Raw genomic sequence first — 24,997 nt, forward strand, 5'->3', positions numbered from 1 at the left:
TAGAGCCGCAGCCCCGCAAGGAAATTGGAGCCGACATGACCACCACCGAGGACACCGCATCGAGGGCCACCGCGCCTGCCGAACCACCGGCCGAAGCAGCCGGCCCAGCACCGGCCCGGCGCGGGCGGCAGATATCTGTGCGCTCGTCCACGGTGCTCACCGCGGCACTGGCCGCGGCGCTGACCGCGACGTCGATCACCTTCGGAGCGCTGTGGCTGTCCGATCGCGGCGAACTCCGCGATCGCGATGCCGCCGCCACGGCCGGTAAGCATGCCGAACAGGTGGCCATGGACTACGCCGTCGGCGCGTCCACCATCGACTACCGCGACACCAAGTCCTGGTTCGACCGCCTCAAAGCCGGCACGGCCGCCGACCTGGCCACCAAATTCGACTCCACCGCACCGCAGTTGGAGCAAATCTTGCTCCCGTTGCAGTGGTCGTCCAAGGCCGCCCCGCTCCGCGCCGCGGTCACCTCGGTGGACAACGGCATCTACCAGGTCGACGCCTTCCTGAATGTGAGCTCGACCAGCGTCCAGACCCCGCAGGGCGGCAGCACCACGGTCACCTACCGGGTGACCATCGACGAGAAGTCCGGTTGGAAGATCACCGCCGTGGGCGGCGGCATCGACGGGGCGATCGCGACCAAATGACCCGAGTGGGCCACCTTTCCATGCCGATCCACCTCTTGTAATCGAACACAATGTTCGACATATAATTCGAGAGGTGGTGGGCGCGCGACAGCTCGCCGCCGAGAGCGAACGAAGGAGTTCAGTCCATGCCGGAGACCTATGCGTCCCGCTCCTCCACCCTGTGCGAGGCGTTTCAGGCGACCATTCAGCGAAACCCGGACAAGATCGCGGTGCGCTCCGTCGGCGGCGCTACGACGCTGACCTTCCGGGAGTGGGGCGAGCAGGTGCGGCGGCTCGCCGCCGGATTCTCGGCGCTGGGCGTGCGGCGCGGCGACACCGTCGCGCTCATGATGGCCAATCGGCCCGAGTTCTATCCCGTCGATGTCGCACTCCAACACCTCGGGGCCACCCCGTTCTCCATCTACAACACCTCCGCCCCGGAACAGATCCGCTATCTGCTCACCGATTCCGAGGCCCGGATGGTGGTGTGCGACGAGAACTACACAGCGCAGATCAACGCCGCCACGGCGGGCACCTCGGTACGGCACGTGATCCGCACCGACGGTGATGCCGGTGACCTGCCCACGCTCGCCGATCTCGCCGCGACGGTGGCGCCAGCAGACTTCGAATTCGAAAGCACCTGGCGGGCCGTGCGACCCGACGACGTGCTCACCCTCATCTACACCTCGGGAACGACGGGCGATCCGAAGGGCGTGCAGCTCACCCACGCCAACATGCTCGCCATGGTGGACGGCACCGAACAGATGGCGCAGGCCGGACCGGACGAGCGGGTGATCTCGTTCCTGCCGTCGGCCCATGTCGCGGACCGGTGGTCGGCGCTCTACACCCTGTCCGTGCTCGGCAATCAGGTCACCACCGTGGCCGACCGCAAGGATTTCGCCGCCGCGCTGGTGGAGGTCGGCCCGACCGTGCTCGGCGCAGTGCCGCAGGTGTGGCAGAAATTGAAGGCGGCCGTCGATCAGCGAGTGGACGAGGCGACCGGGGTGCGGGCCGTGCTTGCCCGGTGGGCGATCGGCACGGGTCAACGGGCCTCGAACCGGCGATTGAGCGGCCGGCCGGTGTCCTGGGACCTGGAGCTGCAAGCCCGGATCGCCGACGCGCTGGTGCTGTCGAAGCTGCGTAATGCGCTGGGCCTGAACGATATCAAGCTGGCGCTGTCCGGCGCCGCGCCGATCTCGGCGGATGTGCTGCGCTTCTTCAACGGCCTGGGCATCCCGGTCTGCGACGCCTGGGGCATGTCGGAGCTGTCGGGCATGGCGACCATGAGCCCGCCGGGCCGGGTCCGGCTCGGCACCGTCGGCACCATCGTGCCGGGGTCGAGGTTGCGGATCGCCGCGGATGGCGAGGTGCTGGTCAGCGGACCCATCGTGATGAAGGGCTACCTGAACAAGCCGGAGCAGACCGCCGAGACCATCGATGCCGAGGGCTGGGTGCACACCGGCGATATCGGCGAACTCGACGCCGACGGCTACCTGCGCATCGTCGATCGCAAGAAGGAGTTGATCATCAATGCCGGCGGCAAGAACATGTCGCCCTCCAATATCGAGAACCGGATCAAGGCGCACGCACCGCTGATCGGCCAGGCCGTCGCCATCGGCGACGATCGCAAGTACAATGTCGCGCTGATCAGCCTCGATCCCGACTCCGCCGCCGCCTTCGCCGAAAAGCACGGCCTGGCAGCCGATCCGGCCGTCCTGGCCAAGGATTCCCGGGTGCGTACCCTGGTGGAACAGGCCGTCGAACGGGCCAATGCCGAACTGTCCCGGGTGGAACAGATCAAGAAGTTCACCATCGTGGCGGACTTCTGGGAACCCGGCAGCGCGGAGCTGACCCCCACGATGAAATTGCGGCGCAAGCCCATCAGCGAACGCTATGCGACGGCTATCGAAGCCATGTATTCCTGAGCGGACGTCCTGGTTACGAGCAGAGGGGCCGCAGGCGATCTTCGAATCGCCTGCGGCCCTTGTTCATAGGGTGCGAGTTGGGTCAGCTTTTCCCGCCGTGCTCGCCCGTGATCCGCGCGTCGTAGCCGGCCCGTTGTCCCTGATCGATATTCAGAAACACGCGATCCGCGCCGATCAATCGGGCGGCCAGATCTCCGGCCCGCACCGGCAGCAGCGCTTGCAGCCGCACCAGGCCCTTCAGGAATCCGGGCACGAATATCATCGCCCGGCGGCGAGCGATGGCACGCACCACCGCCGCCGCGACATCATCCGGTTCGACGGTCGGCACTCCACGCAAACCTGTTGTCCCAGAAATTAGTTCGGTATTGGTGAAGGAGGGCAGGACGGTGGACACGGCGATACCCGCAGCGGCGTACTCCTGCCGGATGGCATCGCTCATGCCCACCACCGCGAACTTGGTGGCGGAGTAGATCGCGCCGCCGGGAATGCCGCGCGATCCGGCGGTGGAGGCCACGTTCACGATGTGCCCACGACCACGTTCCCGCATCCCGGGGAGCACCGCGCGCATGCCGTTGAGCGGGCCGTGCACGTTGATGTTCACCGCCCGCCGCGCCAATTCCGCATCGTGCGAGAGGAATTCGCCAATCGGCATGATCCCGGCATTGTTGACAAGGATGCCGATCGGCCCGAGTGCGCTCTCGACACGCTCCACGAAGGCGGTGAAGCTCGCCGCGTCGGAAACGTCCAAGGACAGACCGATCGCGCCCGGGAGTTCCGCGGCCGCCGATTCCGCTGCCGCGGTGTCGATGTCACCGATCGCGACTCGCATGCCGTCGGCCGCCAGGCGGCGGGCGATGGCGCGGCCGATGCCACGGCCGCCGCCGGTGATCGCTACTACCGTCATGTCAGAACCCCGGAATCTTCTGGACGAACTGGATCAACGGCACGAGGGTGCGCCGCCAGAGTTCTTCGGACACTCCGAACTTGGCGTCGGCGATCACCGTGCGCGAGGTCGCGACGGCTTGCGGCTCCGTATATTTCAGCAAGCCCTCGGATCCGTGACGGCGGCCGACTCCCGAGGCCCCCATACCGCCCATGGGTGCGGCGATCGTCGCGAAGGCAGGCCCATAGCCCTCACCCACATTGACCGTGCCGCAGCGGATCTGCGCGGCGATCGCCTCGCCCGCGGCCGGGGATTCGGCCCAGACGCTGGCATTGAGGCCGTATTCGCTGTCATTGGCGCGCGCCACGGCCTCGGCTACATCCCGGACCGAATACACCGACACCACCGGGCCGAAGGTTTCCGCTCGTGCGCACTCCATGTCGTCGGTGACACCGGTCAGCACGGTCGGCTCGTAGAACAGCGGTCCGATATCGGGCCTGGCCCGGCCTCCCGCGATCACGGTGGCCCCCTTCGCCTTCGCGTCCTCGACGTGCCGTGAAACGGTCTTCAGCTGGTCTTCCGACATGAGTGAGCCCATATCCACGGAGAAGTCGTAGTTGGTGTCCAGCACCATGTCCCGGGTGTAGCGACCGAGAATCTCCACGAACTCCGCCGCGAGGGGTTCCTCCACGTAGATGCGCTCGATGGCCATGCACAGCTGTCCGGCATTGCCGAAGCAGGCGCGCAGCGCGGCCTTGGCGACGACGTGCGGATCGGCCCCGGCGGTGACGATCATGGGATTCTTGCCGCCGAGTTCGGCCGAGCAGCCGATCAATCGGCGGGCGCATTGCTCGGCCAGCAGCCGCCCGGTGGCCGAGGAACCGGTGAACATGAGGTAGTCGCACGCGTCGACCAGGGCCGAGCCGACGGTCCCGCCGGGACCGGGCACCACGGCGAGCAGGTCGCACGGAATACCGGCCCGGTACAGGAGCTCGACCGCGGCCAGCGTGCTGTAGGGAGTCTGGCTGTCGGGCTTGATGACGACGCCGTTGCCGGCGAGCAATGCGGGCATCGCGTCGGAGATCGACAGCGCGATGGGGAAATTCCAGGGCGCGATAATGCCGACGACGCCCTTGGGCTGGTAGTGGACCTTGGTCTTGATGATGCCCGGCAGCGGCGCGGGCACCCGTTTGGGCGCGAGCAGGGCTGGTCCGTATTTGGCGTAGTAGTGCGCGTTGAAGGCCAGGTCGAGCAATTCCTCCTGCGCCGAGGCCCGGGATTTGCCGCACTCGGCCTGCAGCATGTCCAGGATCTCGTCCCGATACTCGAACACCAGGGACCGGAATTTCGACAGGACGGCCGCCCGCTGCCGGAGCGGCCGCTGGGCCCACTCGCGCTGGGCACGGCGGGCTTTCGCGATCGCCGCGGTCACGTCGGCGGCGGTGCCAACCGGGATGGTGGCCAGCTCGCGACCGGTGAACACCTCCGGGATCACCCGCTCCGACCGAGTGTCGGGGTCGTCGATGGCCACCAGGGTTCGGAGTCGGTCGAATGTCGTTCTCGACGGGAGGGGCATCGTCGCACCTTCTGTTCGCTCACGGTGCCGCGGACTGCGGACTACCGATCCGCCGCCGGGCAGCGGCGGATCGGCGCGGACCAGATTACCAGCTGAGCGGGGTCTTGATCAATCACTCTGTCGAACATATTGTTCGATATTGACGGCGGTACTCCGACAGCGCCGCGCCCCCTGTCCCGGGCCATCCGCGCCCCCGATCCCCCTGCGAGGTTCCCGATGGCCTACGTGATCGCGGCCCCCTGCGTCGCCGACTACTCCTGCGTGGAAGCGTGCCCTATCGACTGCATTCGGCCGCGCCCCGACGACCCCGATTTCAACAGCACCGAACAGCTCTACATCGACCCGACCAGCTGCATCGAATGCGATGCCTGTGTCACCGTGTGCCCGGTGAGCGCGGTGCACGACGCCTTCCACCTGCCCGAGGTCTGGCGCGACTACGAAGCCGTCAACGCCGACTACTTCCAGGCGACCCGATGAGCCGCCCGCTTCGGGTCGCCGTGGTCGGCGCGGGGCCGGCGGGTATGTACGCGGCCGGACACCTGCTGGAGGGTCCGGCCGGCACCTACCTGCGCGGCCGCACCATGCGGCTGTCCACCGGTCCGGTCGAGGTCGATATGTTCGACCGGCTGGCAACGCCCTGGGGGCTGGTACGCCACGGCGTCGCCCCGGACCATCCGGACAAGAAGCAGGTACAGCGAGTCTTCGAGGAGATCGGCGCGCGTCCCGGATTCCGCTTCTTCGGCAAGGTCACGGTGGGCGTGGATATTTCCGTCGCCGAGCTGGGGCAATGGTACGACGCGGTGATCTTCGCCGTCGGCGCGACCGGCGATGATGTGCGGCTCGGTATTCCAGGCGAGGAGCTACCCGGGTCGCACTCGGCGCGGGAATTCGTGTCCTGGTACAGCGGACATCCCGATCACCGCTTCCTCGACGTGGATCTGTCGCAGCCGCGCGCCGTCATCGTCGGCAACGGCAATGTGGCACTGGATATCGCACGGGTGCTGCTCACGCCGGTCGAAGTGCTCGCCCATACCGATATCGCCGATCACGCGCTCGAGACGCTGCGCGACAGCAAGGTTCGCGAGGTGGTCGTGCTCGGACGGCGAGGCTACCGGCACGCCGCCTTCCACGCCCCGGAGCTGTCCGAGCTGGGCGAGCTCGCCGGCGTGGACGTGGTCGTCGAGTATGGCTCCGACACGGTGGATTACAGCGATTCCGAGCGCCGATCGACGCTGTTGCGCGGCTATGCAGAGCGGCCCGAAGGGACCGCCGACCGCAAGCTGGTGCTGCGCTTCCTGGGCACCCCCGTCGCCGTCCAGGGGGACGAGCGGGTCAGCGGACTGCGCGTGGCGAACAATCGATGGAACGGCGGCGGCATCGAACCCACCGGCGTCGAGGAGACCATCGACGCCGGGCTGGTGCTGCGCGCGATCGGTTATCGGGGCACTCCCGTACCCGGTCTGCCGTTCGACGAGCACACCGGCGTGATCCCGAATATCGAAGGCCGCGTGACCGATTCCGATACACCTATCCCGGGGATGTACGTGACCGGATGGATCAAGCGGGGACCTCGGGGCATCATCGGCACCAACAAGAAGTGCGCCCGCGATACCGTGCGCGCGCTGCGCGCCGATCACGAGAACGGCCTGTTGCGCGGCGACACCACGCTCTCGGCGGCGGCTGCGGCGCGCGTGGTTCGGGAACGCTGCCCCGAGGTCGTCGACTGGCGGGGCTGGAACCGCATCGACCGGCACGAAGTGGCGGCCGGAGCCGAATGGCAGCGACCCCGGGTGAAGCTCACCGACCCGGACGCCCAACTGGCCATCGCGGCCGGACGCTGACCGTCAGGGCCGCCGACTCACCCGTCGGCGGCCCGCCCGGCGAGTTCGGCGAGCAGCGCGGCCGAGTCCTGCCACCGCTCGGAGGCCATCAGGCCGGCGTCCACCCGGAATCGCGCGCAGAGCAGATCCACTCCGGCGCTGTCGTATTTGACCTCCGCCGTGGTGAATTCGAATCCGATGAGCCCGTCCCGTTCCAGTGGCGCACCTGCGAGGCTCATCTTGCAGTACAATCCGGTCGAGCTGCCGATGACCAGCAGCGTCGCCCGTCCGGTACGGCGCAGGTTCGCAATGGTCGTCGCGCTCGCCAGTACGGCGAACACGCGCTCGGCGTCTACGGCCAGCTCGGCGCGCCCCAGCAGGCAGACGTGCGGGAAGCCCGCCGCATCCACCGTGAGCAACGGAAAGATCGGATCCCACGCGCCGGCCTCCGGCCGCCCGGCGAGCAGCGCGCGAACCTCGTCGGGAACCTTCACGACCAGCGCTCGAACAGCGAATGCTCGATCTCGAACTGGTCCAGCACCTTTCCGACCGTCTGGTTCAGCAGATCCTCGATGGTGCGCGGCTTGTGATAGAACGCCGGGACCGGCGGCAGCACCGTCGCACCGGCCAGGGTGACGGTCTCCATATTCCGAATGTGGATGAGGTTGAGCGGCGTCTCCCGGGTGACCAGCACCAGGCGGCGGCGCTCCTTCAGGCACACATCGGCGGCCCGCCCGACCAGGTCGGCGCTGGTGCCCGCGGCGATGGTGCCCAAGGTCTTCATGGAGCAGGGCATGACGACCATGCCGCAGGTGCGGAACGACCCCGAGGAGATCGACGCGCCCAGATTGGCCGGGTCGTGCACGACATCAGCCAGGGCTTCGAATTCGCCGGGCGACATGCCCATTTCGAGCTTGATGCTCAGTTCCGCGCCCCGAGTCAGCACCAGATGCGTCTCGACGTCCTCGCGCCCGTGCAGCGCCCGCAACAGGGCGTAGCCCAATTGCGGTGCGCTCGAACCGGATACGCCGACGATCAGTCTGCGGGTCATGATTGCCTCCCGGAATGGTCGCCGAAGGTGAGCACCGCTTTGACGGCGGTGCCGTCCTGGGTCGCGGCGACGGCGTCGTGAATCTTGTCGAAGGGGAAGGTCGTGATCATGCGGTCGAGCGGGAATCGTCCGGCCCGGTACAGCTCGATCAGCAACGGTATGAAGGTCGCGGGCTCCGCATCGCCTTCGACCACGCCGCGAATGGTCTGGCCCTTGCCAACCAGTTTGGTCTGGTCGATTTCGAGCGGATTCGCGCGGCCGCGCACACCCACGGTGGCGCACATGCCCGGACTCCGCAGCACGCCCAGAGCAGTGCGGATCACACCGGGATCGCCCACGCAGTCGATGGCGTAGTCGATGCCGCCCAGGCTCGAACGGATCGCGTCCTTGGCCTCGGCGGGATCGAAAGCCGCTGTCGCGCCGAGCGACAGGGCGAGCTCGCGGCGCGCCGGCAGCGGATCCACGGCCACGATGTCCGTGCAGCCCGCCACCCGGGCGGCCAGCACCGCCGACAGCCCCACCGAGCCCGCACCGAAAACCGCGAGCGCCGAACCGGGTTCGGGGCGCAACGAGTTCAATACGGTTCCGGCCCCGGTCAGTACGCCGCAGCCCAGCGGCGCCAGCACCTCGAACGGCACATCGTTGTCGACCGGCACCACCGTGTGCGCCAGGGCCAGAGCGTAACCGGAGAGAGCCGACTGACCACAGAACCGGCCCCGCACGTCACCGTCGACGGCACGCATACCGGTACTGCCGTCGGCCCGCACGCCCATCAGATTCAGCGCACCGGCTTCGGTGCAGTAGGCCATCCGCTTGCGCTCGCAATTCCGGCACCGTCCGCACCAGGCGTAACTCATGACCACCCGGTCGCCGACGGCGAGCCCGCGCACCTCGCCGCCGATCGCCGCGACGGTCCCCGCGCCCTCGTGACCCAGCACGATCGGCGGCTGCCCGGCGACGTGCATCCCGGCCACGGTCAGGTCGGTGTGGCACAGCCCGGAGGCCGCCATGCGGACCACCACCTCGTCGGGACGCGGAGCTTCGAGTTCGACGTCCTCGATCGAGAAGGGCCCGCCCGGCGTGCGGATCAGCGCTGCCCGGGTGAGCAACTCGGGTCGCTGGCGTTGGAATCGCGGTCTGGTGTGGAGCTCGGCGGTCGCCGGCGACGGACTCGCCGCCGTCTTCGCTGCCGCGGCCTCCTGATCGCCGCCCGCAGTGTCCTGTTCGGCGGCAGGGGTTCTCGTCAGGTAGAAGTAGCCGGGCCGGCTCCGGCCCTTGGCCACCATCGCGCCGATGACGGTATCGCCGTCGATTCGCCGGAAGTGGTCGAACATCGGACGCTCGTCGTAGATCATCGTCGCCGTCGCCGCACCGCGATAGACCACCCGGCGCAGCGTCGCTCCCCCGAAAATCGGGTTGGGAAAGCGCTTCCCGGCGGGATCGAAGCACACGATGGGCGACACCGTGTCCGCGTCTTTGAACGACTTGCCCGCCCAGAGCATGGCATCGAGCTGCTGCTCGATGGGATGCCCCAGACCGAAATGGGCGCCGTCCCACTCCCCCAGCATGAATTCCTCGCCGATGCTCTCCGCGGCGTCGAACAGGTCACTCAACTCTTCGAGAGTGGTCCGGTGCCGCGGATCGATGAGGGATTCGAACCGGTCGTACAGGCTCACGACTGCCTCGATTTCGCGGCCGCGTCGACGTCGCGCATCAACGCGTGTATGCGACCGTCGCGCGCGAACGCGTAGTCCAGCAGGGGATTGATGATGCCGCGCAGCGCCGAGATCGCCGTCCACCACGTCGGGGCGAACACATTCGCCCGGCCCTTCTCGATACCGCGAACGATGGCGGCTGCCGCGTCATCGGGAGTCAGCCTGGTGCGCAGGAACTTCGGAATGAGATTCTCGAAGCGCACGGCGAGCGGATCGGCGAGCACGTCCTCGAAGGACTTGGTGCGCACGAATCCGAAGCGCGCGGTGCTGACCCCGACCCCGGCGCCGGACATCTCGATGCGCAGCGCGCGCCCGAACTGTTCGACCGCACCTTTGCTCGCCGCATAACCGGCGGCCAGCATGCCGGGCGCGAAGGCGTACACCGACGACACCACGACCAGGTGCCCGCGTCGCCGCGTCACCACCGGCAGGGCCGCGCGCACCGTCCGCCACACACCCAGCACGTTCACATTGATGACCCGGTCGAAAGCGGCGGGATCGATACTGCTCACCGAATCGACCGGGGTGGGGATGCCGGCATTGGCGATACAGATGTCCAGGCCACCGAACCGCTCGGTGACCAGATCGACAGCCGCGACCATGGCATCGAGATCTGTGACGTCCGCGCCGATGCCGAGCACCCCGGGTCCGATGCGCTCGGCCGCGACCTGCGCCTCGGACTCCTTCAGATCGACCAGCACCACGCGAGCACCGCGCTGATACAGCAATCGTCCTGTCGCCCAGCCGATTCCACTCGCGCCACCGGTTACCAGCGCGACTTTGCCCCGCAACTCCACGATTCCCTACTTCCCGTCGACCGTCATATCGCGTCCCAGGCCGATCCGGCGCAGACCGCGGGCATTGAAGAACCGCAGACCCCATTCGACGAAGCCCTGTTTGCGCGACGAATAGGGGAACCACCACATCTCGCTGTCGGTGGTCGGCACCCGCGGGACCGCGATCGACTGGGTACGAGTGAATTTCGTGACCGCCGTGGCCCCGGACCTCGAACCGATGCCGGACTTCTTCCAGCCGCCCATCGGCACATCCAGGCAGGTGGTGGTCGCGCTGTAGTCGTTGACGTTGACCGATCCGGCCTCGATTCGCCGGGCCACCCGCTCACCGCGCCCTACATCGCCGCTGAATACCGTTGCGGAGAGCCCGAATTCGGAATCGTTGGCCAACCGGATGGCTTCCTCGGCATCGGCGACCTTCATGATCGGCAGCACCGGTCCGAAGGTCTCCTCCACCATCACCTTCATGGTGTGATCCACATCGACAAGGACGGTGGGCTCGAACCAGTTGCCGGACCGATCCACTCGGTTGCCGCCGGTCAGGGCACGGGCGCCCTTCGAAATCGCTTCGCGCACATGATCTTCCACAATGTCGAGCTGGGGCGCCGCGGTCATGGCCCCGAGCTCGACTCCGACGTGCGGGCCGTCGGTTCCGCTCCGCAGCGCCTTCACATTCGCCACCACGCGCTCCACGAACTCGTCGTAGATCGGCGCTTCGACATAGACGCGCTCGGCGGAGACGCAGACCTGACCGTTGTTGGCGAGAGCCGCGAACACCGCGCAATTGGCGGCCCGTGACACATTCGAATCCCGCAGCACCACGAAGGGGTCCTTGCCGCCGAGCTCCAGGCTCACCGGCGTCACCGTCTTGGCGGCCCGCTCGGCGACCAACTGGCCGGTGCGCACCGATCCGGTGAAGTGCACCAGATCCACGGCATCGACCAGGGCCGCACCCGTCTCACCCGCGCCGATCACGATATCGAGCACCGGCGGCGCACCGATGTCCTCACGCCAGGCGCGCACCACTTCGCGGGTGGCCAGCGGAGTGACCTCCGATGGCTTGAGCAGTACTGCCGCACCCGCGAACAGTGCCGGAATGCCGTCACCGACGCACAGCACGGTCGGGAAGTTCCACGGGCCGATCACCCCGACCAGCGGGTACGGCCGCCGCACCACGGTGAAACGGCGCGTCGCCAGCAGGGGCAGATGCGGTCGAACATTCGTGTCCGCCAGCCATTTCGGGCTGCCCGCCGCCATCGTATTGACGATGTCACCCATCCAGCCCAGCTCGGTGGCGGCGTCGGAGCGCGGTTTGCCGGCCTCGGCCTGCATGAGCTCGAGCATGCGCTCCTGGTTGTCCAGCAACCAGTCTCGCAGGTTCTGCAGGTGCCGGGTGCGCCCGGCGACACCGAGCTCCTCCCAAGCGGGCTGGGCGGCGCGCAGGGCCGCGGCCTGGGCGTGCACCTGCTCGGTGGTCGCCACCGGCAGTTCCGCGAGCAGTGTGCCGTCCGCGGGGCGGCGCACCTGGAGGACCGGTGCGGGCGCCGAATTTCGAGAAGAGGTTTTGGTCGTCATCGCCAGCCTCCGGTAGAGCGCACAAGCGCAATTGATGAACTATTTGTCGAACATAGTGTTCGGCATAGACGGGTGTTGTCAACAGTCTCCGGCGCCGCCCGATTCGGCCGCACCGGGCACGTCACGGTAGTTCGCGCAGGTGGATCGGCATGCCATCCTTGGCCATCGGCAAGCTCCAGCGGTCCCACGGGACCTCGTACCCGGGCTCGACCGACCATTCGAAGCGGCGCAGCATCTGATGCAAGGTCGCCTTGATCTCCATGCCCGCGAAGTACATGCCGATGCACTTGTGCGCGCCCGAACCGAACGGCACCCAGGCGTTCTTGTGCGCCTTGTCCTCACGGCGCCCCTCACTGAAGCGCTCCGGGTCGAAACGCTCGGGCTCGGGCCAGAGTTCGGGCAACTGGTGGCTCATCTGCGGATTGATCAGCACATAGGTGTTCTTGGGTACGAAGCGCCCGAGGATCTCGGTGTCCTTAACCGTGTACCGCATCATGTGCGGAATCGGCGCGACCATACGCAGCGCTTCGCGCATGACCATATCCAGGGCGGGCAGCTTGTCCAGATCGTCGAATTCCACGAACGGCTTGTCCAGAGCGAGCGACTCCGCGCGGCAGCGCTGCTGCCACTCGGGACTCTTCGCCAGGTGGTACAGCATGGTGGTCATGGTGATGGTGGCGGTGTCGTGCGCGGCCAGCATCAGGAAGATCATGTGGTTGACGACGTCGGCGTCGCTGAACTCGTCACCGTTCTCGGTGCGGGCGTGGGCCAACACGGTGAACAGGTCATTGCCGGTGGCGGCGCGTTTGGCCGCGACCCGGTCGTACATGTAGCGCTCGAGCACCTTGCGGCCGTCCAGACCACGCGCCCAGCGGGTGCCCAGCAGCCGATAGCGACCACCCGGCAGCCGGAAACGAACAAGCGAAGAGCCCGCGTACACACAGTCGGTGAAGGCGTTGTTCAACTCGTCGGCCTCGGGCCCCGATTCCTCACCCATGAAGACGCGGGTCGCGACATCCAGGGTCAGCTGCTTGAGCCGGCGGCTGGCTGGGAAGTCCTGCCCCGGTCGCCAGCCCGCCAATGCGGTCGCGATGGCCGGGTTCATCTCGTCCAGATAGTTGATCAGGCGAGGACGGCCGAACGCTTCCTGCATCACCCGCTTGTGGAAGAGGTGCTCGTCGAAGTCGAGCAGCAGCAGGCCGCGGGTGAAGAACGGGCCGATCACCTTGCCCCAGCCGGGACCGGTGGCGAAGGCACGATCCTTGTTGCGCTGCACCACATCCCAGGCATCGGGGCCGAGGGCCGTCACGCCGGTGAGGCCGATCAGACCGAACCAGGACACCGGGCCGTAGCGGTGGTACCGCTCCAGGCACCATGCCGCCGGATCCCGGAAGTACCGGAAGGTGTCGGCCACCAGCGGCAATCCCGGATCGCCCTCGATCGCCTGCAATTCACTGCCGGGCGGCGGCGGGGCCGGCTGCTGCGACCGCAGTACGGGCAGCTCGAGATCCTCGGGCATCTTGAGTAGCGACTTCACCGCCGCCTCCTTCGAAATACGGCGTCGACACACCACTATGTCGAACAGTCTGTTCGATTTTGCATTCGTGGGGTCGCGGGTGTCAAGACCTCGGGCCGCCACGACCGAGGTCGCGGCGGCCCGATAGGTCTATTCGAGTCGCGGCCGTCGATGCCCGAAACAGCCCGAGCTCCGTGCGGCAGTGGCGGTTCAGCCTTGTCCGGCGGCCCCGCTCGCCGGGGCGCTGCCGTAACGGGACAGCCAGCCCACACGGGCCAGCGTATTGGCCAGGCGGGCGTCATTCCGGGGCGAACCGTAGGCGATGTGGTCGATGATCGAACTGTTGATCAGGCGAATTATCAACGCGGCCACATACTCGATATCGACATCCGCCCCGATCAGCCCCTGCTCCTGCTCCTGCGCCATCCGACCCACCGACAGCGCGGTGTACTCCTCGATCCAGCGCCGCTGCAGGCTGTTGATGCCATCGTCGTAGGTCGAGACCTCGGTGATCGCCCGCATGATGTGCGCGTGCCGCCGATACACCTTGATCATGCCGCGAATGGTCTTGGCGGCCGGTTCTGGATTGTCCACATGATTCAGCGCCCACCACACATCGGCCGCGGTGGCAATATCGGCCAGCGCCTGTTCGGCCAACTGCATGAGCAGCACCGATTTGTCCGCGAAGTGCACATAGAAGGTCGAGCGTGAGACATCGGCCTCGGCCAGCAGTCGTTCCACCGGAATCTCGGTGAATCGCTCACCGCCACGCAGCAATGCGTCCGTCGCGTCCAGAACGCGCCGCGCGGTCGCGGTCCGCCGATCGCGGTGAGTGGTCTTGCTGCGGGTTACAGACGCCATGTCCAAATCCTAACGGGCAGGTCGTGCGGCTGCCGAACTACCCGTCCGACAGCACGTGCGGATGCACCTCAGATCAGCTTGCGATTCGCCATCCGGAAGACGTTCGGCACCGCGAGGAACAGGAACGGGTCACCGGTCATCACGATACGACCGGAGGTCATCCCCTCGGCGATGAAACGGCCCGGATCGACGGCTCCGCTGCCCATGCGCACCATATCGGCCAAGCCGATGGTCACCCTCGAGCTCGCGCGCGCACTGGCCTTGCGGGCAATCCTGCAACGACCGTTGCGAATCACGATTTCGAAGGGGTCGGATCCGCGTTCGCCGGGACGCAAGATGTTCAATTCGAGAGTCCCCGCGAGCGGTTCGCCGCCGAGCGCTCGCGTGGCCGCGCCGTCGAACAACAGGCGCATGGCGATCGGCAGTGCCGCGAGCACCGCCCGACGGAGCGGACCACTCTCCAGCTTCGCCAGTTGAGCCGGCGTGCGACCGGCGATGAAATGCGCGTTGGCTAGCGTCAGACGGTCCTTGACCAGCACGGGAAACTCCTATTCATGTCTTCCTTTATCGAACAGATTGTACGATACTCTGTGTACTTTATGGCGAACAGGAGTTGGCATGAAACGCTTTTCGAGTCTGCGCGAGTACATCGAGGCGCTGCGTGAGATCGGCGAGCTCGTCGAGGTCGAGCGCGAGATCGACTGGAATCTCGAGATGGGCGCCATCTCCCGCCGCATCTACGAAACCGGCGCCCCCGCGGCCCTGCTCAACTCCATCAAGGACACGGAGCCGGGTTTCCGAGCCCTGACCGGGGTGGTCGGCACCAGCCGCATTCCGGGACAGCACCTCTCCAGGCTGGCCCTGACCCTCGGCCTGGATCCGCACGCGAGCGCCCGCGACATCATCGACACGCTGGTCGCCGCGCGCGAGCGCGAACCCATCCCACCGGTGCTCGTCGACACCGCCCCCTGCAAACAGAACATCAAGCTCGGCGACGACGCAGATCTGAACGCGCTCCCCTCGCCGTTCATGCACGACGGTGATGGCGGCCGGTATCTCAATACCCTCGGCATCATCATCGTGCGCAGCCCCGACGGGCGCTGGACCAACTGGGCTATCGCCCGCGTGCAGATGCTCGACGCCCGCCGCGCGACCGGAACCGTCATGCCGTTCCAGCACATCGGACAGATCTTCGCGCAGTGGCGTGAGCTGGGCCAGGACATGCCCTTCGCGATCGCGCTCGGCGTGGAGCCCATGGCCATGTTCGCCGGCTCCAGCCCGCTCCCCCGTGATCTCGACGAAGTCGCCTATGTCGGAGGTTATTTCGGCGAGCCTGTCGAGGTGATCAAGTGTGAGACGAACGACCTCGAGGTGCCCGCGACCGCCGAGATCGTCATCGAGGGCCGGATCTCCATCACCGAACTCGCCCTCGAAGGTCCCTACGGCGACTTCGGCGGATACTTCTTCCCCGACACCCCGGCCCCCGAACCGGTGTACCTCGTCGATGCCATCACCTACCGGGACGATCCGATCTTCCCGTACTCCTCCTCGGGCGAGCCCGCCGACGAGACCCACACCGTCGTCGGCCCGGGCATGACCGCCGAAATGGTCGTCACCCTGCGGGCCGCGGGTCTGCCCGTCGCCACCGCCTGGTGTCCCTTCGAATCCGCTTGCGGCTGGCTGGTCGTCACCGTCGCCGACGACTGGCGCGACATCGAACCCGACGCCCGGGCGCTGTCGCGGCGCATCGGTGAGACCGTGCTCGGCACCCGGGGGCACGGCACCCCGCTCAACGCCATCATCGTGCTGGAAGACGATGTCGATCCCTCGAATCTGGGCGAGGTCATCTGGGCGCTGCAGGGCCGCTACGACACCCGGCCCGCCAATCAGATCCTCATCGAGGGCGTCCTGAACTGGCCGATCATGCCCTACATGTTCCCGGCCATCGGCGACTTCCCGCAGGGCTGGATGAATCCCCGCGTCGTCTACAACTGCCTGCCGCCCGCCGGGATGGAACTGCCCGCGCGCACCGGCTTCGAACACAATGTGCCGGAAGAGATCCGGGAACGGGTGCTGGCCAATTGGGCCACGGACGGATTCCCCGACCTGCGGCCCTGACCACGAGAGCCGGTGCCGCGATCCGCGGACACCGGCTCTGTTCATTCCGAGTGGTCCACCATCGGATCGATGGTGGACCGGGGTCTCGGTCATCGGCGCGGGCGTTCTCGCTCCCGGGTGCGGTAGAGCTCGTCGATCCGGTCCGCGTAGCGTTCGAGAATGTCCTTGCGGCGCAACTTCATCGTCAAGGTGACCTCGTCGCGGCCGGGCTCCCAGTAGGTTGGCAGGACGGCGTAGCGCTTGATCTGCTCGACGCGGGAAAGCTTGGCGTTTCCCGCCTCCACGGCCGCTCGCACGATGTCGATCACCCGCGGGTCCTTGGCGAGCGCGCCCGGATCGGGGCTGAGGCCGTGGGTTTCGGCGAAGGTGGCCGATTCCTCGGGGTCGAGCACGATCAGCGCGACGTTGTAGGGCCGTCCGTCGCCCGCCGCGACCACCCAGCCGATCAACGGCGCCTCGGCGCTGATGGCCTGCTGAATAGTGTTGGGCGACATGTTCTTTCCGCCCGCGTTGATGATGAGCTCCTTCTTGCGGCCGATGATGCGCAGGTAGCCGTCGGCGTCCTGGGTGAACAGGTCGCCGGTGTGCAGCCAGCCGTCCGCGTCTACGGTTTCCGCGGTACGTTCGGGATCGTTGCGATATCCGCGCATCATCCAGGGGCAACGAACGTGGATCTCGCCGTCGGCCATGATCCGCACCTCCGCGCCGGGCAGCGGGCGGCCGACCGTTCCAGGGCGGGCGGCATCACCTGCGGCGGCGGTCACCATGCCAATTTCGGACATGCCCCATACGTCGGTCAGCGGAATACCGATGCCGCGCATGAATTCGAAGACCTCGTTCGGTGTCGTGGCCGATCCGGTCACCGCCCAGCGCACCCGGTCCATCCCCATCGCCCGCCGCACCCTGGACAACACCAGCCGATCCGCCACCGCGCGCCACGCCGCCAGTGCGAACGGCACCTGCTGTCCGGTGACCTGGTGTCGCGCAACGGCTCTGCCCACGCCGATAGCCCAGCGCGCGGCCAGTCGCGCCGGCAGCGGGGACGCGGCCAGCTTCGCCTCGACGCCGTCCTTGGCCTTCTCCCAGATCCGCGGCACCCCACCCCAGACATCCGGGCGCACATCGGTCAGTACCGTGCTGACAGTGGTCATATCGGCGACGGTGGTGATCTCCGTGCCGTGCATGACGTGCGGGTAGTACGTGGCCGCGCGTTCGGCGACATGGGCAGCCGGTAGATAGGACAATGCGCGATCTCCGGGACGAAATTCGAATTCGGTTGCGATGGCGCCGGCCAGCGCGAGCATCCCCCGATGCGTCATCTCCACCCCCTTGGGCGGCCCGGTAGTTCCGGAGGTATAGATGAGGAACAGCACATCGTCAGGATCGACTGCCCGCCAAGTGGATTCGAAGTCGAACCCCACGGCCGGCCGGAGTCCGTCCAGATCGCCGTCCTCCACGCAGAGCACCCGCTCGGTGCCTCCGGCCGCGCGGATCACCTCGGCGAACCGCTGTTCGCAGATCACCGCCGCCGGGTCGGCGTGGTCGAGCAGGTATCGGATCTGCTCCACCGAACTGGTGTTGTAGATGGAGAACACCGTCGCACCCAGGTGCATGGCGGCCAGATCCGCGACGAAGAACTCCGGGCGGTTGGTGAGCATCAAGGCGACGCTGTCGCCACGTGAAACACCGAGTGCGGCGAGTCCGCCTGCGATCCTGCGCACTTCATCGGCGTAGTCGCTCCAACGCAGTGATATCCGGCCGTCCGAGGAGCGCACGGCTGTGCGATGCGACTGCGATGCCGCGGTGCGCTGGAATGCCGCGCACATGGTGGCGGGTTCAGGCATACCGGATCTCCTGGTCGAGGTGTACGGTCGCGAGCTGGTCTCGCAACCAGCGACCGGCATCGTGGATGGCGGCTCTCGCCTCGGGAATCAACGGGCCGAAACCTTGGAAGACATGAACCTGACCGGGCCAGATCTGGAGCTCGCAGGCAACGCCGGCGGACCGCAGCGAAGCCGCTACCCGCCGGGCATCATCGAGCAGGCATTCGGTGCCGCCGACCTGGATCAAAGTCGGCGGCCACCCGGCCTTGTCCGCGGACAGCACGGCCGCGCGTGGATCCTCGGGCGATATATAGCTGAACACCGCCGCCGCACAGCGGCACAGATAGTCGACGGGCAGGAACGGATCGGGACTCACGGCGTTGCGCGACACCGGACCGACGGTGGTGAAATCCAGTGCGGGAGAGAACATCAACGCCGCACCCGGCGTCGGCAGACCGCGCCGCAAGAGCTCGCGCAGCAACGCGCCGATCAAGTGAGCGCCGGCCGAGTCGCCGGCGAACGCGATCTCGCGGGGATCGAATCCCCGGTCCAGGAGCGCGCGGTACGCGCACAACGCGTCCTCGAGCGCGGCGGGAAACGGATGCTCGGGAGCGAGCCGGTAGTCCAGCACGAACACCGGCAGCCCGCTCGCCGCCGACAGCCACCCCGCCAGCTTGCGATGCGAACGAGGCGAACCGAATACGTAGCCGCCGCCGTGCAGGTAGAACACCATCGGACCGGACGCCGGGGCGGTCCGGACGCGGTCGCCGCGCACCCACTCCCCCGTAAGTCGGCCGGGTTCGGGCGGACCCCCCTGCCGGGTTCGCGGACCGATGCCACCGGTCGCCGTCCGCAGTGCCCACAGCTGCGCTCCACGCACTTCGGCGCGTTGGCCGAGCGGGCGCACGGTATGGCGCAGCGTCGCGGCCAAGACCCTGCTGCGCAGGCTGGGTCGCCTGTTCATGATTCGTCTCCTAGAAATCGCAGGATCTCCGCCGCGACCCGCTCAGGGTCCTCCAGCTGCGGGCAGTGCCCGAGGCCTGGAAGCTCGAGCAGGCTCGCGTTCGGCAATCCGGCTGAGTAGCCGTCGATCTGATCGCGGGTCGCGATGGGATCGCGAGTACCTCGGATGAGCAGGGTGCGGGTGGTGATCTCCCCGACGTCGCGGATCCGCAGATCCGCCGCCTCGATCGCGGCGAAGGCCGCTGGAACATCGCAGCTGGTGAGCGCATGGAACAGGTGCCGAGCCAAGGCCGTCGGCACACGCTCGCCGTGAACCACCCCGAGCACCGTGTACAGCAGGCGCTGCCGCACCACGGGAACTGCCAGCGCGGGCATCACCAACGGTTTCGCGGGCACAGCCACCCGATGCCCGCGCACGAGAACGCGAATCAGCTTCTCCGCCTTCTCCGAAGTCTGCATTCCCATCGGGCTGATCGCGACCAGGTTGCGCACCCGGCCACGCCGCGCCAGCTCCAGCGCGGCGAATCCACCGAGCGAGTTGCCGACAACGTCGACCACTCCGAATCCGGCGGCGTCGAGATCGCGTTCGGCATCGTCGGCGATGGCCCGCGCGGAGAGCGGACCCGAATTCAGCTGCCGGCCACCGAGATTGCCGAGCAGCGCCGGTGCCAGCACATCCCGGTACGCGGTCAGTCGGGGCAGCACCGGCTCCCACAAGCGGGGACTCGCACCGCCCGCATGCAGTAGCACGAGCGGCTCACCGGAACCGCCGCGCAGCGCTCCGTTGCGCTGGGCGACACCATATTTCGTAGTATCCATCGCCGACCTCAGTAGGACCTGGGTAGTTTCAGCGAATGCTGGGCGACGAAGTTGAGAATCATTTCTCGGCTGATCGGAGCGATCCGGGCCAGACGAGCGGCGAACCAGAGGTCCGAGACACCGTACTCGATGGTCAAGCCATTGCCGCCGTGCGCCTGTACGGCGGCATCGACGGCCTGCAGCGCGGCCTCGGCCCCGGCATATTTCGCGATATTCGCGGCCTCACCGGCTCCGCACGCACGCGCGTCTTGCAGCGCGGCGGCCTTCTGCATCATCAGCCGGGCCAGCTCCAGCGAGATCTTCGCTTCAGCCAAAGGATGCGCGATACCCTGATGCGAGCCGATGGGCACGCCCCAGACCTCGCGATCGCGGGCATAGGACGCGGCCTTCTCCAGGGCGCGCCGTGCGATTCCGCACGCGATGGCCGCGCCGATGATCCGCTCCGGGTTCAGACCGTCGAAAAGGACCGGGAGACCACCGTTTTCGCCGCCGATCAACCGGTCGGACTCGATGGGAATGTCGTCGAAGAACAGCTGCCACTGCTGCTCGGGGCCGATGAACTGCATGGGAATCGGTTTGCGCGTGAAGCCCACGCAGTCGACGTCGACCACGACCAGGGTGGGCAGGCCCAGCGTCCCGTCGGCATTGCGCATACGAGCGATCACCAGGATCGCGTCAGCGTCCTCCACCGCGGAGATGAACGTCTTGGAGCCGTTGAGGCGATAGCCCTCACCGTCGCGACGCAGCTCGGTGCGCAGCTCGTGGGTGTTGGATCCGGCATCGGATTCGGTGACCGCGAAGGCCATCTTCACCGTGCCGTCGGCGATTCCGCGCAGCCAGCGTTCCTTCTGCGACTCGGTGCCGTGTGTGGAGAGAATGGGTCCGGAGATGGCGGCGGACACCACCACCATGCCCGGCAGAGTTCCCGTCGCGGCAGCGACTTCCTCCACCACCACCGCCAACTCGCTGATTCCCGCGCCTCCGCCGCCCCATTCCGGGGCCACCCGGATGCCGATGAATCCAGCCTCAGCGAGAGCTGCCCACAGTTCGGTCGGCGGCTTGCCCTCGGCGTGCTTGCTCCTGGCGTAACCTTCGGCGTAGGGCGCGCAGATTCCGCGCACGGCGTCACGAATGGCCAACTCCTCCGAGGAGGGGAACAGGCTCAGGGTTGGTGTCGAATCCACTGCGGTCCCCTCACTTCTCGGTAGGCGCTATGCGGACGCGGTAGGCCGAGCGAGCGACCTCGTCGGCGTTGGCGCTCGCCGATTGGATACCGGCCACGCCGTAGAACGCATTGCGCAGACCTTCGGGCAGCATCCGAGTGGATCGTGCGACGAATCCGGTGCTGCGGGGAACGGTCACCAATCCGGCGCGGCCGCGAGCGACCGCCGCCACGATCGCCGCGGCCACCTCCTCGGGATCCACCACGGCGACCGCTTCCTGTAAACGATTGCGCTGGATGCCCGAGGCGAGTTCGGTGCGAACCAAGACCGGGGTGACGGTCGTGACGGCGACGCCGTGCGGCCCGATTTCTTGATTCAACGCGTCTCCCAGCGCCACGACGGCCGCCTTGGTCGCGCTGTACACCGCGACACCCGGCACCGGAATGATCCCCGCCAGGGACGCGATGTTCACAATCTGCCCCGCACCGCGCGGGACGAAACGAGCCGCCGCGAGCCTCGAACCGATCACCACCCCACGCAGGTTGACAGCGATCTGCCGATCCGAGATCGCCTGGGACTCTTCGAGAAACGGACCGGTGGGCATGATGCCGGCATTGTTGACCAGCACATCGAGCTCACCGAGCTCCTCGCCCGCCGCGGCCAGGAACTGCGCGAAGCTCGCCTCATCGGTGACGTCCAAGTCGAGTCCCACCACCGTCCCTCCGAGCTCCTCAGCCAATTCGGCAGCGGTCCTGCGCGCGAGTACCCCGTCGATGTCGCCGATCGCCACCCGGCCGCCCGCGGCGAGGAAGCCCTGCGCCACCGCACGGCCGATGCCGCGAGCCCCGCCCGTTATCGCCACCCGACAGCCGATCGGGATCTGTTTCGCCATTGAATTCACCCCTCGCAGAAGTATGCACTGTCGAACAGAGTGTTCGATACATGAGGACATTAGACGTCTGACAACGGAGCCCGTCAAGATATGGACATGACTACCGCGGATCGGGTCTACGGCGGCGCGAGCACGAGCGATCGCCGCGAGCGACGCCGAGCCCAACTGATCGACGCGGCACTCGACATCTGGAGCGCGCAGGGCTGGGCCGGGGTATCGGTGCGCGCGAGCATCACCCGGGCAGGACTGAGCGAACGCTACTTCTACGAAAGTTTCAGCAACCGAGACGAATTGCTGATCGCCGCCTACGACCTGGCCGCCACCACGATTTTCGAGGCCACCGCGAGAGCCGTCGAGCACTCCACCAGCACAGCCACCGCCGACCTGATCCACGACATGATGGCGGCGGGATTCCAGGCGGCAGCGGAGGATCCACGCCGCACCCGAGTCGTGTTGAGCGACCCATCGGGCAATGCCGCTCTCCTCGAACGCCGCCGGCACATCTACACCCGGTTCGAGCAACTCATCGCGACCCTGGTCGAGCAGCACATGCCCGACGGCCGCACCGGCACGGTCCTCGCCGCCGCCGTCATCTTCTATACCGGCGGTCTGGCCGAACTGATGCGCGCGTGGGTGAACGGTGAATGGCAAGTCCCCCCGGATGTCGCCATCGACCTCGGCGCGACCCTGCTGACATCAGCGCTCGTGAATTAGACGCGCACGAGGCCAGGAACAGATGGCGCCGAGCCGAATAACGGTCCTCGCGCGCGGCGGCACCGCGGTCGACCCGACCACGTTGTTCACCCGTCAACCGGCCGAATCGACCTCGGCACATCGATCATTCAGCCAGGCCGCGCAGTCGATTCGAACCGCGGACTCCGTAGCGTTCGTATGGAGCAACTCTCGCGAACTACCGTTCACGGTCGGGTTGTCGCCGGCAGGAGTGCGGGGGCGACCCAGGTGGTGAGGTAGTCGCGGAGTTCGGTTCCCAGGCGCGGTGGCCGACCGGGGTCGACGACGAAGGACTGCACGATGCGCAGCATGTACTCGACCAGTTCATCGAGTCGAGCATCGTCGAATCCGGCGGCGTCCCAATCGACCGCCATGCGTTCCAGGATCGCGCGTCCGAGACTTGCCGCGGTGTCGGAAGTGACACTGACAGAATAGTTTCCGGCACGACCGGGATTGAGCAACAGGCTCAGGTAGCGATCGTCGGGCAAGCATTCCAGGGTGTAGGCGATGCCCTCGACCACCGCTTCCGCCGCGTCGGCGATCGGATCCAGATGGTCGGCGAGGATATCCAGAAAACGGCCGATCTCGGCCATCGCCGTCGCGGCGAGCAGGGCGTCGGCATTGGCGAAGTAGCGGTAGACGGTCTGGCGGGTGACGCCGAGGTCGCGGGCGATCTCGGCCATAGTGAATTCTCCGCCGGTGCGCTCGATGGCGGTCCGTGCGGCGGCCAGGATGCGGTCGACGGCCTCGGCATCGTCGGCCGGGGCGGTCCCCGACCAGCCGTGAGTGCGCAACAGAATCCTCCTGGCTGGTCGGCGTAGTGCGCCGACTCTATCGAATTCGCAGACCAGGCAGGCTCCGGCAGCTTCTCCCACGATTTAGACCATACACAATCGAAAATGTGTATTGTCTCGGTCCATGGACTTGCATACAGCCACCGGGTTGACCGAAGACCTGACCCGCCGCGCACTGAGATTGGTGCTCGACCGCACCACCGAGATGGCCGAGTCGACATTGCGGGTGCCGCTGCACTACTACCGCGATCCGAAGATCACCGAGGTCGAGGAGTCGCAGATCCTGCGCCGCACCCCGCTGATGATCGTGCCCAGCGCCCGCATCCCGGAGCCGAACGACTACGTGGTGCGCACCGTGCTCGGCGATTCGCTCCTGGTCACCCGGGATCGGTCCGGCGGCACACACGTGTTCCTGAACTACTGCCGCCACCGGGGCGCGCAACCGGCGTGCGGATCCGGCAACGCCACCCGCTTCACCTGCCCCTACCACGCCTGGAGTTACCGCAACACGGGCGAACTCGCCGGCATGCCGGGTAAGGAGGGATTCCCCGACGTCGACCGCGCGGACTACGGACTGGTCGAGCTACCCAGCCAGGAGCGGCACGGATTCATCTGGGCCACACTGACCGCCGGCGGGTCGATCGACATCGACGCCCACCTCGGGTCGATGGGACCGGAACTGGCGCAACTGGATTACGCCTCCTACGGCTACCACGACGACCGCGAGTTCCTCTCGGAGGTCAGCTGGAAGGGCGCGATGGAGGCTTTCGCGGAGAGCTACCACTTCCCATTCGTCCACGGGGAGAGCGTGATCGGCCAGAACACCTTCGCCAACACCTCCACCCACGACCGTTTCGGCCGCCACCACCGGATGGGCTTCCCGTTCAACTGGATCACGGCCCTGGACACCGACCCCAGCGGCCCCTGGGATCCGATCATGAATATGGGTGTCGTGTACTGGATCTACCCGAACCTCATCCTGGCCAACAGTCCGGTCGGGGTGGAGATCCTGGAAATGCTGCCGGCCGGGGCTCCCACCCGGTGCAGTGTCAAACACAGCTGGATGGCCAAGATTCCCGCCACCAACGACGAGCAACGCGCCGTCTACGACACCATCTACGACCAGGTCCACGCCGCGGTCCGCGACGAGGACTTCGCCATGCTGCCCCAATGCGGCGAAGGCGTACGCCAGGGCCAGCACGACCATATGGTCATCGGTCGCAACGAGATCGGCGTTCAGCACATGATCAAGACCTTCGCCGCCGAACTGGGCGTCGCGCTGGGCTGAACGCTCCGGAGTCGAAGCAATCGACCGACGATGCGGAGTGGCCCACCAATACGAAAGTGG

At 67.0% G+C, this 24,997-nt stretch carries 23 protein-coding genes; 7 read left to right on the plus strand and 16 right to left on the minus strand.

What is annotated here, in order from left to right:
* The first annotated feature begins 35 nt into the window (after positions 1-35).
* The gene (locus ACQP06_RS28450; RefSeq protein ID WP_433667680.1) at positions 36-650 is read left to right on the plus strand and encodes a hypothetical protein; all 615 of its coding nucleotides are present in this window, start codon (positions 36-38) and stop codon (positions 648-650) included.
* 125 nt (positions 651-775) lie between these two features.
* Positions 776-2,554 carry an AMP-dependent synthetase/ligase gene (locus ACQP06_RS28455; RefSeq protein ID WP_433667681.1) on the plus strand — a complete coding sequence of 593 codons (1,779 nt, stop codon included), beginning with the start codon at positions 776-778 and terminating at the stop codon, positions 2,552-2,554.
* Between the two features lie 82 nt (positions 2,555-2,636).
* Here ACQP06_RS28455 and ACQP06_RS28460 read toward each other — a convergent pair whose 3' ends face one another.
* Positions 2,637-3,458 carry an SDR family NAD(P)-dependent oxidoreductase gene (locus ACQP06_RS28460; RefSeq protein WP_433667682.1) on the minus strand — a complete coding sequence of 274 codons (822 nt, stop codon included), beginning with the start codon at positions 3,456-3,458 and terminating at the stop codon, positions 2,637-2,639.
* Between the two features lies 1 nt (position 3,459).
* Positions 3,460-5,013 carry a succinic semialdehyde dehydrogenase gene (locus tag ACQP06_RS28465; protein ID WP_433667684.1) on the minus strand — a complete coding sequence of 518 codons (1,554 nt, stop codon included), beginning with the start codon at positions 5,011-5,013 and terminating at the stop codon, positions 3,460-3,462.
* A gap of 216 nt (positions 5,014-5,229) precedes the next feature.
* On the opposite strand from ACQP06_RS28465, the gene ACQP06_RS28470 reads away from it, so the two are divergent.
* Together ACQP06_RS28470 and ACQP06_RS28475 are read left to right on the plus strand one after the other, a co-directional pair.
* Positions 5,230-5,490, plus strand: a complete 261-nt coding sequence (locus ACQP06_RS28470; protein WP_433667686.1) for a 4Fe-4S dicluster domain-containing protein — start codon at positions 5,230-5,232, stop codon at positions 5,488-5,490.
* Entirely contained in the window at positions 5,487-6,854 is a 1,368-nt protein-coding gene (locus tag ACQP06_RS28475) for an FAD-dependent oxidoreductase (RefSeq protein ID WP_433667688.1), read from the plus strand. Before ACQP06_RS28470 ends, ACQP06_RS28475 begins: the two co-directional genes overlap by 4 nt.
* A 17-nt stretch (positions 6,855-6,871) precedes the next feature.
* On the opposite strand, the gene ACQP06_RS28480 is transcribed toward ACQP06_RS28475, so the two are convergent.
* The 8 genes from ACQP06_RS28480 to ACQP06_RS28515 form a co-directional block, all read right to left on the minus strand.
* Positions 6,872-7,327 (minus strand): hypothetical protein, encoded by a 456-nt coding sequence (locus tag ACQP06_RS28480; RefSeq protein ID WP_433667689.1) that lies wholly within the window; start codon positions 7,325-7,327, stop codon positions 6,872-6,874.
* The gene (locus tag ACQP06_RS28485) at positions 7,324-7,884 is read right to left on the minus strand and encodes a UbiX family flavin prenyltransferase (protein ID WP_433667691.1); all 561 of its coding nucleotides are present in this window, start codon (positions 7,882-7,884) and stop codon (positions 7,324-7,326) included. Before ACQP06_RS28485 ends, ACQP06_RS28480 begins: the two co-directional genes overlap by 4 nt.
* Positions 7,881-9,560, minus strand: a complete 1,680-nt coding sequence (locus ACQP06_RS28490; protein WP_433667693.1) for a zinc-binding dehydrogenase — start codon at positions 9,558-9,560, stop codon at positions 7,881-7,883. Before ACQP06_RS28490 ends, ACQP06_RS28485 begins: the two co-directional genes overlap by 4 nt.
* Entirely contained in the window at positions 9,557-10,396 is an 840-nt protein-coding gene (locus tag ACQP06_RS28495; RefSeq protein WP_433667695.1) for a short-chain dehydrogenase/reductase, read from the minus strand. The genes ACQP06_RS28490 and ACQP06_RS28495 overlap by 4 nt, the downstream gene beginning before the upstream one ends.
* A 6-nt stretch (positions 10,397-10,402) precedes the next feature.
* A complete protein-coding gene (locus ACQP06_RS28500; RefSeq protein WP_433667696.1) occupies positions 10,403-11,968 on the minus strand; it encodes an aldehyde dehydrogenase family protein in 1,566 nt (521 codons plus the stop codon).
* A 121-nt stretch (positions 11,969-12,089) separates the two neighbouring features.
* A complete protein-coding gene (locus tag ACQP06_RS28505) occupies positions 12,090-13,487 on the minus strand; it encodes a cytochrome P450 (RefSeq protein WP_433673447.1) in 1,398 nt (465 codons plus the stop codon).
* A gap of 207 nt (positions 13,488-13,694) precedes the next feature.
* Complete coding sequence (locus ACQP06_RS28510; protein ID WP_433667698.1) at positions 13,695-14,345, minus strand: TetR/AcrR family transcriptional regulator; 651 nt, start codon at positions 14,343-14,345, stop codon at positions 13,695-13,697.
* 68 nt (positions 14,346-14,413) lie between these two features.
* Entirely contained in the window at positions 14,414-14,884 is a 471-nt protein-coding gene (locus tag ACQP06_RS28515) for a hypothetical protein (RefSeq protein WP_433667700.1), read from the minus strand.
* 79 nt (positions 14,885-14,963) lie between these two features.
* On the opposite strand from ACQP06_RS28515, the gene ACQP06_RS28520 reads away from it, so the two are divergent.
* Positions 14,964-16,463, plus strand: a complete 1,500-nt coding sequence (locus ACQP06_RS28520) for a UbiD family decarboxylase (protein WP_433667702.1) — start codon at positions 14,964-14,966, stop codon at positions 16,461-16,463.
* Positions 16,464-16,552: 89 nt separating this feature from the next.
* On the opposite strand, the gene ACQP06_RS28525 is transcribed toward ACQP06_RS28520, so the two are convergent.
* From ACQP06_RS28525 to ACQP06_RS28545, 5 genes are read right to left on the minus strand one after another with little or no spacing between them, the layout of a single operon-like run.
* Positions 16,553-18,307, minus strand: a complete 1,755-nt coding sequence (locus tag ACQP06_RS28525) for an AMP-binding protein (RefSeq protein WP_433667703.1) — start codon at positions 18,305-18,307, stop codon at positions 16,553-16,555.
* Complete coding sequence (locus tag ACQP06_RS28530; protein WP_433667705.1) at positions 18,300-19,250, minus strand: alpha/beta hydrolase; 951 nt, start codon at positions 19,248-19,250, stop codon at positions 18,300-18,302. Before ACQP06_RS28530 ends, ACQP06_RS28525 begins: the two co-directional genes overlap by 8 nt.
* Positions 19,247-20,068 (minus strand): alpha/beta fold hydrolase, encoded by an 822-nt coding sequence (locus tag ACQP06_RS28535; protein WP_433667707.1) that lies wholly within the window; start codon positions 20,066-20,068, stop codon positions 19,247-19,249. The genes ACQP06_RS28530 and ACQP06_RS28535 overlap by 4 nt, the downstream gene beginning before the upstream one ends.
* Before the next feature lie 8 nt (positions 20,069-20,076).
* Complete coding sequence (locus ACQP06_RS28540) at positions 20,077-21,234, minus strand: acyl-CoA dehydrogenase family protein (protein WP_433673448.1); 1,158 nt, start codon at positions 21,232-21,234, stop codon at positions 20,077-20,079.
* A gap of 28 nt (positions 21,235-21,262) precedes the next feature.
* The gene (locus ACQP06_RS28545; RefSeq protein WP_433667709.1) at positions 21,263-22,123 is read right to left on the minus strand and encodes an SDR family NAD(P)-dependent oxidoreductase; all 861 of its coding nucleotides are present in this window, start codon (positions 22,121-22,123) and stop codon (positions 21,263-21,265) included.
* A gap of 96 nt (positions 22,124-22,219) precedes the next feature.
* Between ACQP06_RS28545 and ACQP06_RS28550 the strand changes: the two genes are divergently transcribed.
* A complete protein-coding gene (locus ACQP06_RS28550) occupies positions 22,220-22,837 on the plus strand; it encodes a TetR/AcrR family transcriptional regulator (protein WP_433667711.1) in 618 nt (205 codons plus the stop codon).
* Positions 22,838-23,040: 203 nt separating this feature from the next.
* Here ACQP06_RS28550 and ACQP06_RS28555 read toward each other — a convergent pair whose 3' ends face one another.
* Positions 23,041-23,649, minus strand: a complete 609-nt coding sequence (locus ACQP06_RS28555) for a TetR/AcrR family transcriptional regulator (RefSeq protein WP_433667712.1) — start codon at positions 23,647-23,649, stop codon at positions 23,041-23,043.
* A 124-nt stretch (positions 23,650-23,773) separates the two neighbouring features.
* On the opposite strand from ACQP06_RS28555, the gene ACQP06_RS28560 reads away from it, so the two are divergent.
* Positions 23,774-24,937: an aromatic ring-hydroxylating oxygenase subunit alpha gene (locus tag ACQP06_RS28560; protein WP_433667714.1), complete on the plus strand. Its 1,164-nt coding sequence runs from the start codon at positions 23,774-23,776 to the stop codon at positions 24,935-24,937.
* Positions 24,938-24,997 lie beyond the last annotated feature (60 nt).

It is taken from the genome of Nocardia sp. CA-136227 (genome assembly GCF_050955695.1).
GTDB lineage: Bacteria > Actinomycetota > Actinomycetes > Mycobacteriales > Mycobacteriaceae > Nocardia.

What these genes read in the sequence shown, in the direction of transcription:
- ACQP06_RS28450 (WP_433667680.1), top strand. Translation starts at nt 36, where the DNA reads ATGACCACCACCGAGGACACCGCATCGAGGGCCACCGCGCCTGCCGAA.
- ACQP06_RS28455 (WP_433667681.1), top strand. Translation starts at nt 776, where the DNA reads ATGCCGGAGACCTATGCGTCCCGCTCCTCCACCCTGTGCGAGGCGTTT.
- ACQP06_RS28460 (WP_433667682.1), bottom strand. Translation starts at nt 3,458, where the DNA reads ATGACGGTAGTAGCGATCACCGGCGGCGGCCGTGGCATCGGCCGCGCC.
- ACQP06_RS28465 (WP_433667684.1), bottom strand. Translation starts at nt 5,013, where the DNA reads ATGCCCCTCCCGTCGAGAACGACATTCGACCGACTCCGAACCCTGGTG.
- ACQP06_RS28470 (WP_433667686.1), top strand. Translation starts at nt 5,230, where the DNA reads ATGGCCTACGTGATCGCGGCCCCCTGCGTCGCCGACTACTCCTGCGTG.
- ACQP06_RS28475 (WP_433667688.1), top strand. Translation starts at nt 5,487, where the DNA reads ATGAGCCGCCCGCTTCGGGTCGCCGTGGTCGGCGCGGGGCCGGCGGGT.
- ACQP06_RS28485 (WP_433667691.1), bottom strand. Translation starts at nt 7,884, where the DNA reads ATGACCCGCAGACTGATCGTCGGCGTATCCGGTTCGAGCGCACCGCAA.
- ACQP06_RS28500 (WP_433667696.1), bottom strand. Translation starts at nt 11,968, where the DNA reads ATGACGACCAAAACCTCTTCTCGAAATTCGGCGCCCGCACCGGTCCTC.
- ACQP06_RS28505 (WP_433673447.1), bottom strand. Translation starts at nt 13,487, where the DNA reads ATGCCCGAGGATCTCGAGCTGCCCGTACTGCGGTCGCAGCAGCCGGCC.
- ACQP06_RS28510 (WP_433667698.1), bottom strand. Translation starts at nt 14,345, where the DNA reads ATGGCGTCTGTAACCCGCAGCAAGACCACTCACCGCGATCGGCGGACC.
- ACQP06_RS28520 (WP_433667702.1), top strand. Translation starts at nt 14,964, where the DNA reads ATGAAACGCTTTTCGAGTCTGCGCGAGTACATCGAGGCGCTGCGTGAG.
- ACQP06_RS28525 (WP_433667703.1), bottom strand. Translation starts at nt 18,307, where the DNA reads ATGCCTGAACCCGCCACCATGTGCGCGGCATTCCAGCGCACCGCGGCA.
- ACQP06_RS28530 (WP_433667705.1), bottom strand. Translation starts at nt 19,250, where the DNA reads ATGAACAGGCGACCCAGCCTGCGCAGCAGGGTCTTGGCCGCGACGCTG.
- ACQP06_RS28535 (WP_433667707.1), bottom strand. Translation starts at nt 20,068, where the DNA reads ATGGATACTACGAAATATGGTGTCGCCCAGCGCAACGGAGCGCTGCGC.
- ACQP06_RS28545 (WP_433667709.1), bottom strand. Translation starts at nt 22,123, where the DNA reads ATGGCGAAACAGATCCCGATCGGCTGTCGGGTGGCGATAACGGGCGGG.
- ACQP06_RS28550 (WP_433667711.1), top strand. Translation starts at nt 22,220, where the DNA reads ATGACTACCGCGGATCGGGTCTACGGCGGCGCGAGCACGAGCGATCGC.
- ACQP06_RS28560 (WP_433667714.1), top strand. Translation starts at nt 23,774, where the DNA reads ATGGACTTGCATACAGCCACCGGGTTGACCGAAGACCTGACCCGCCGC.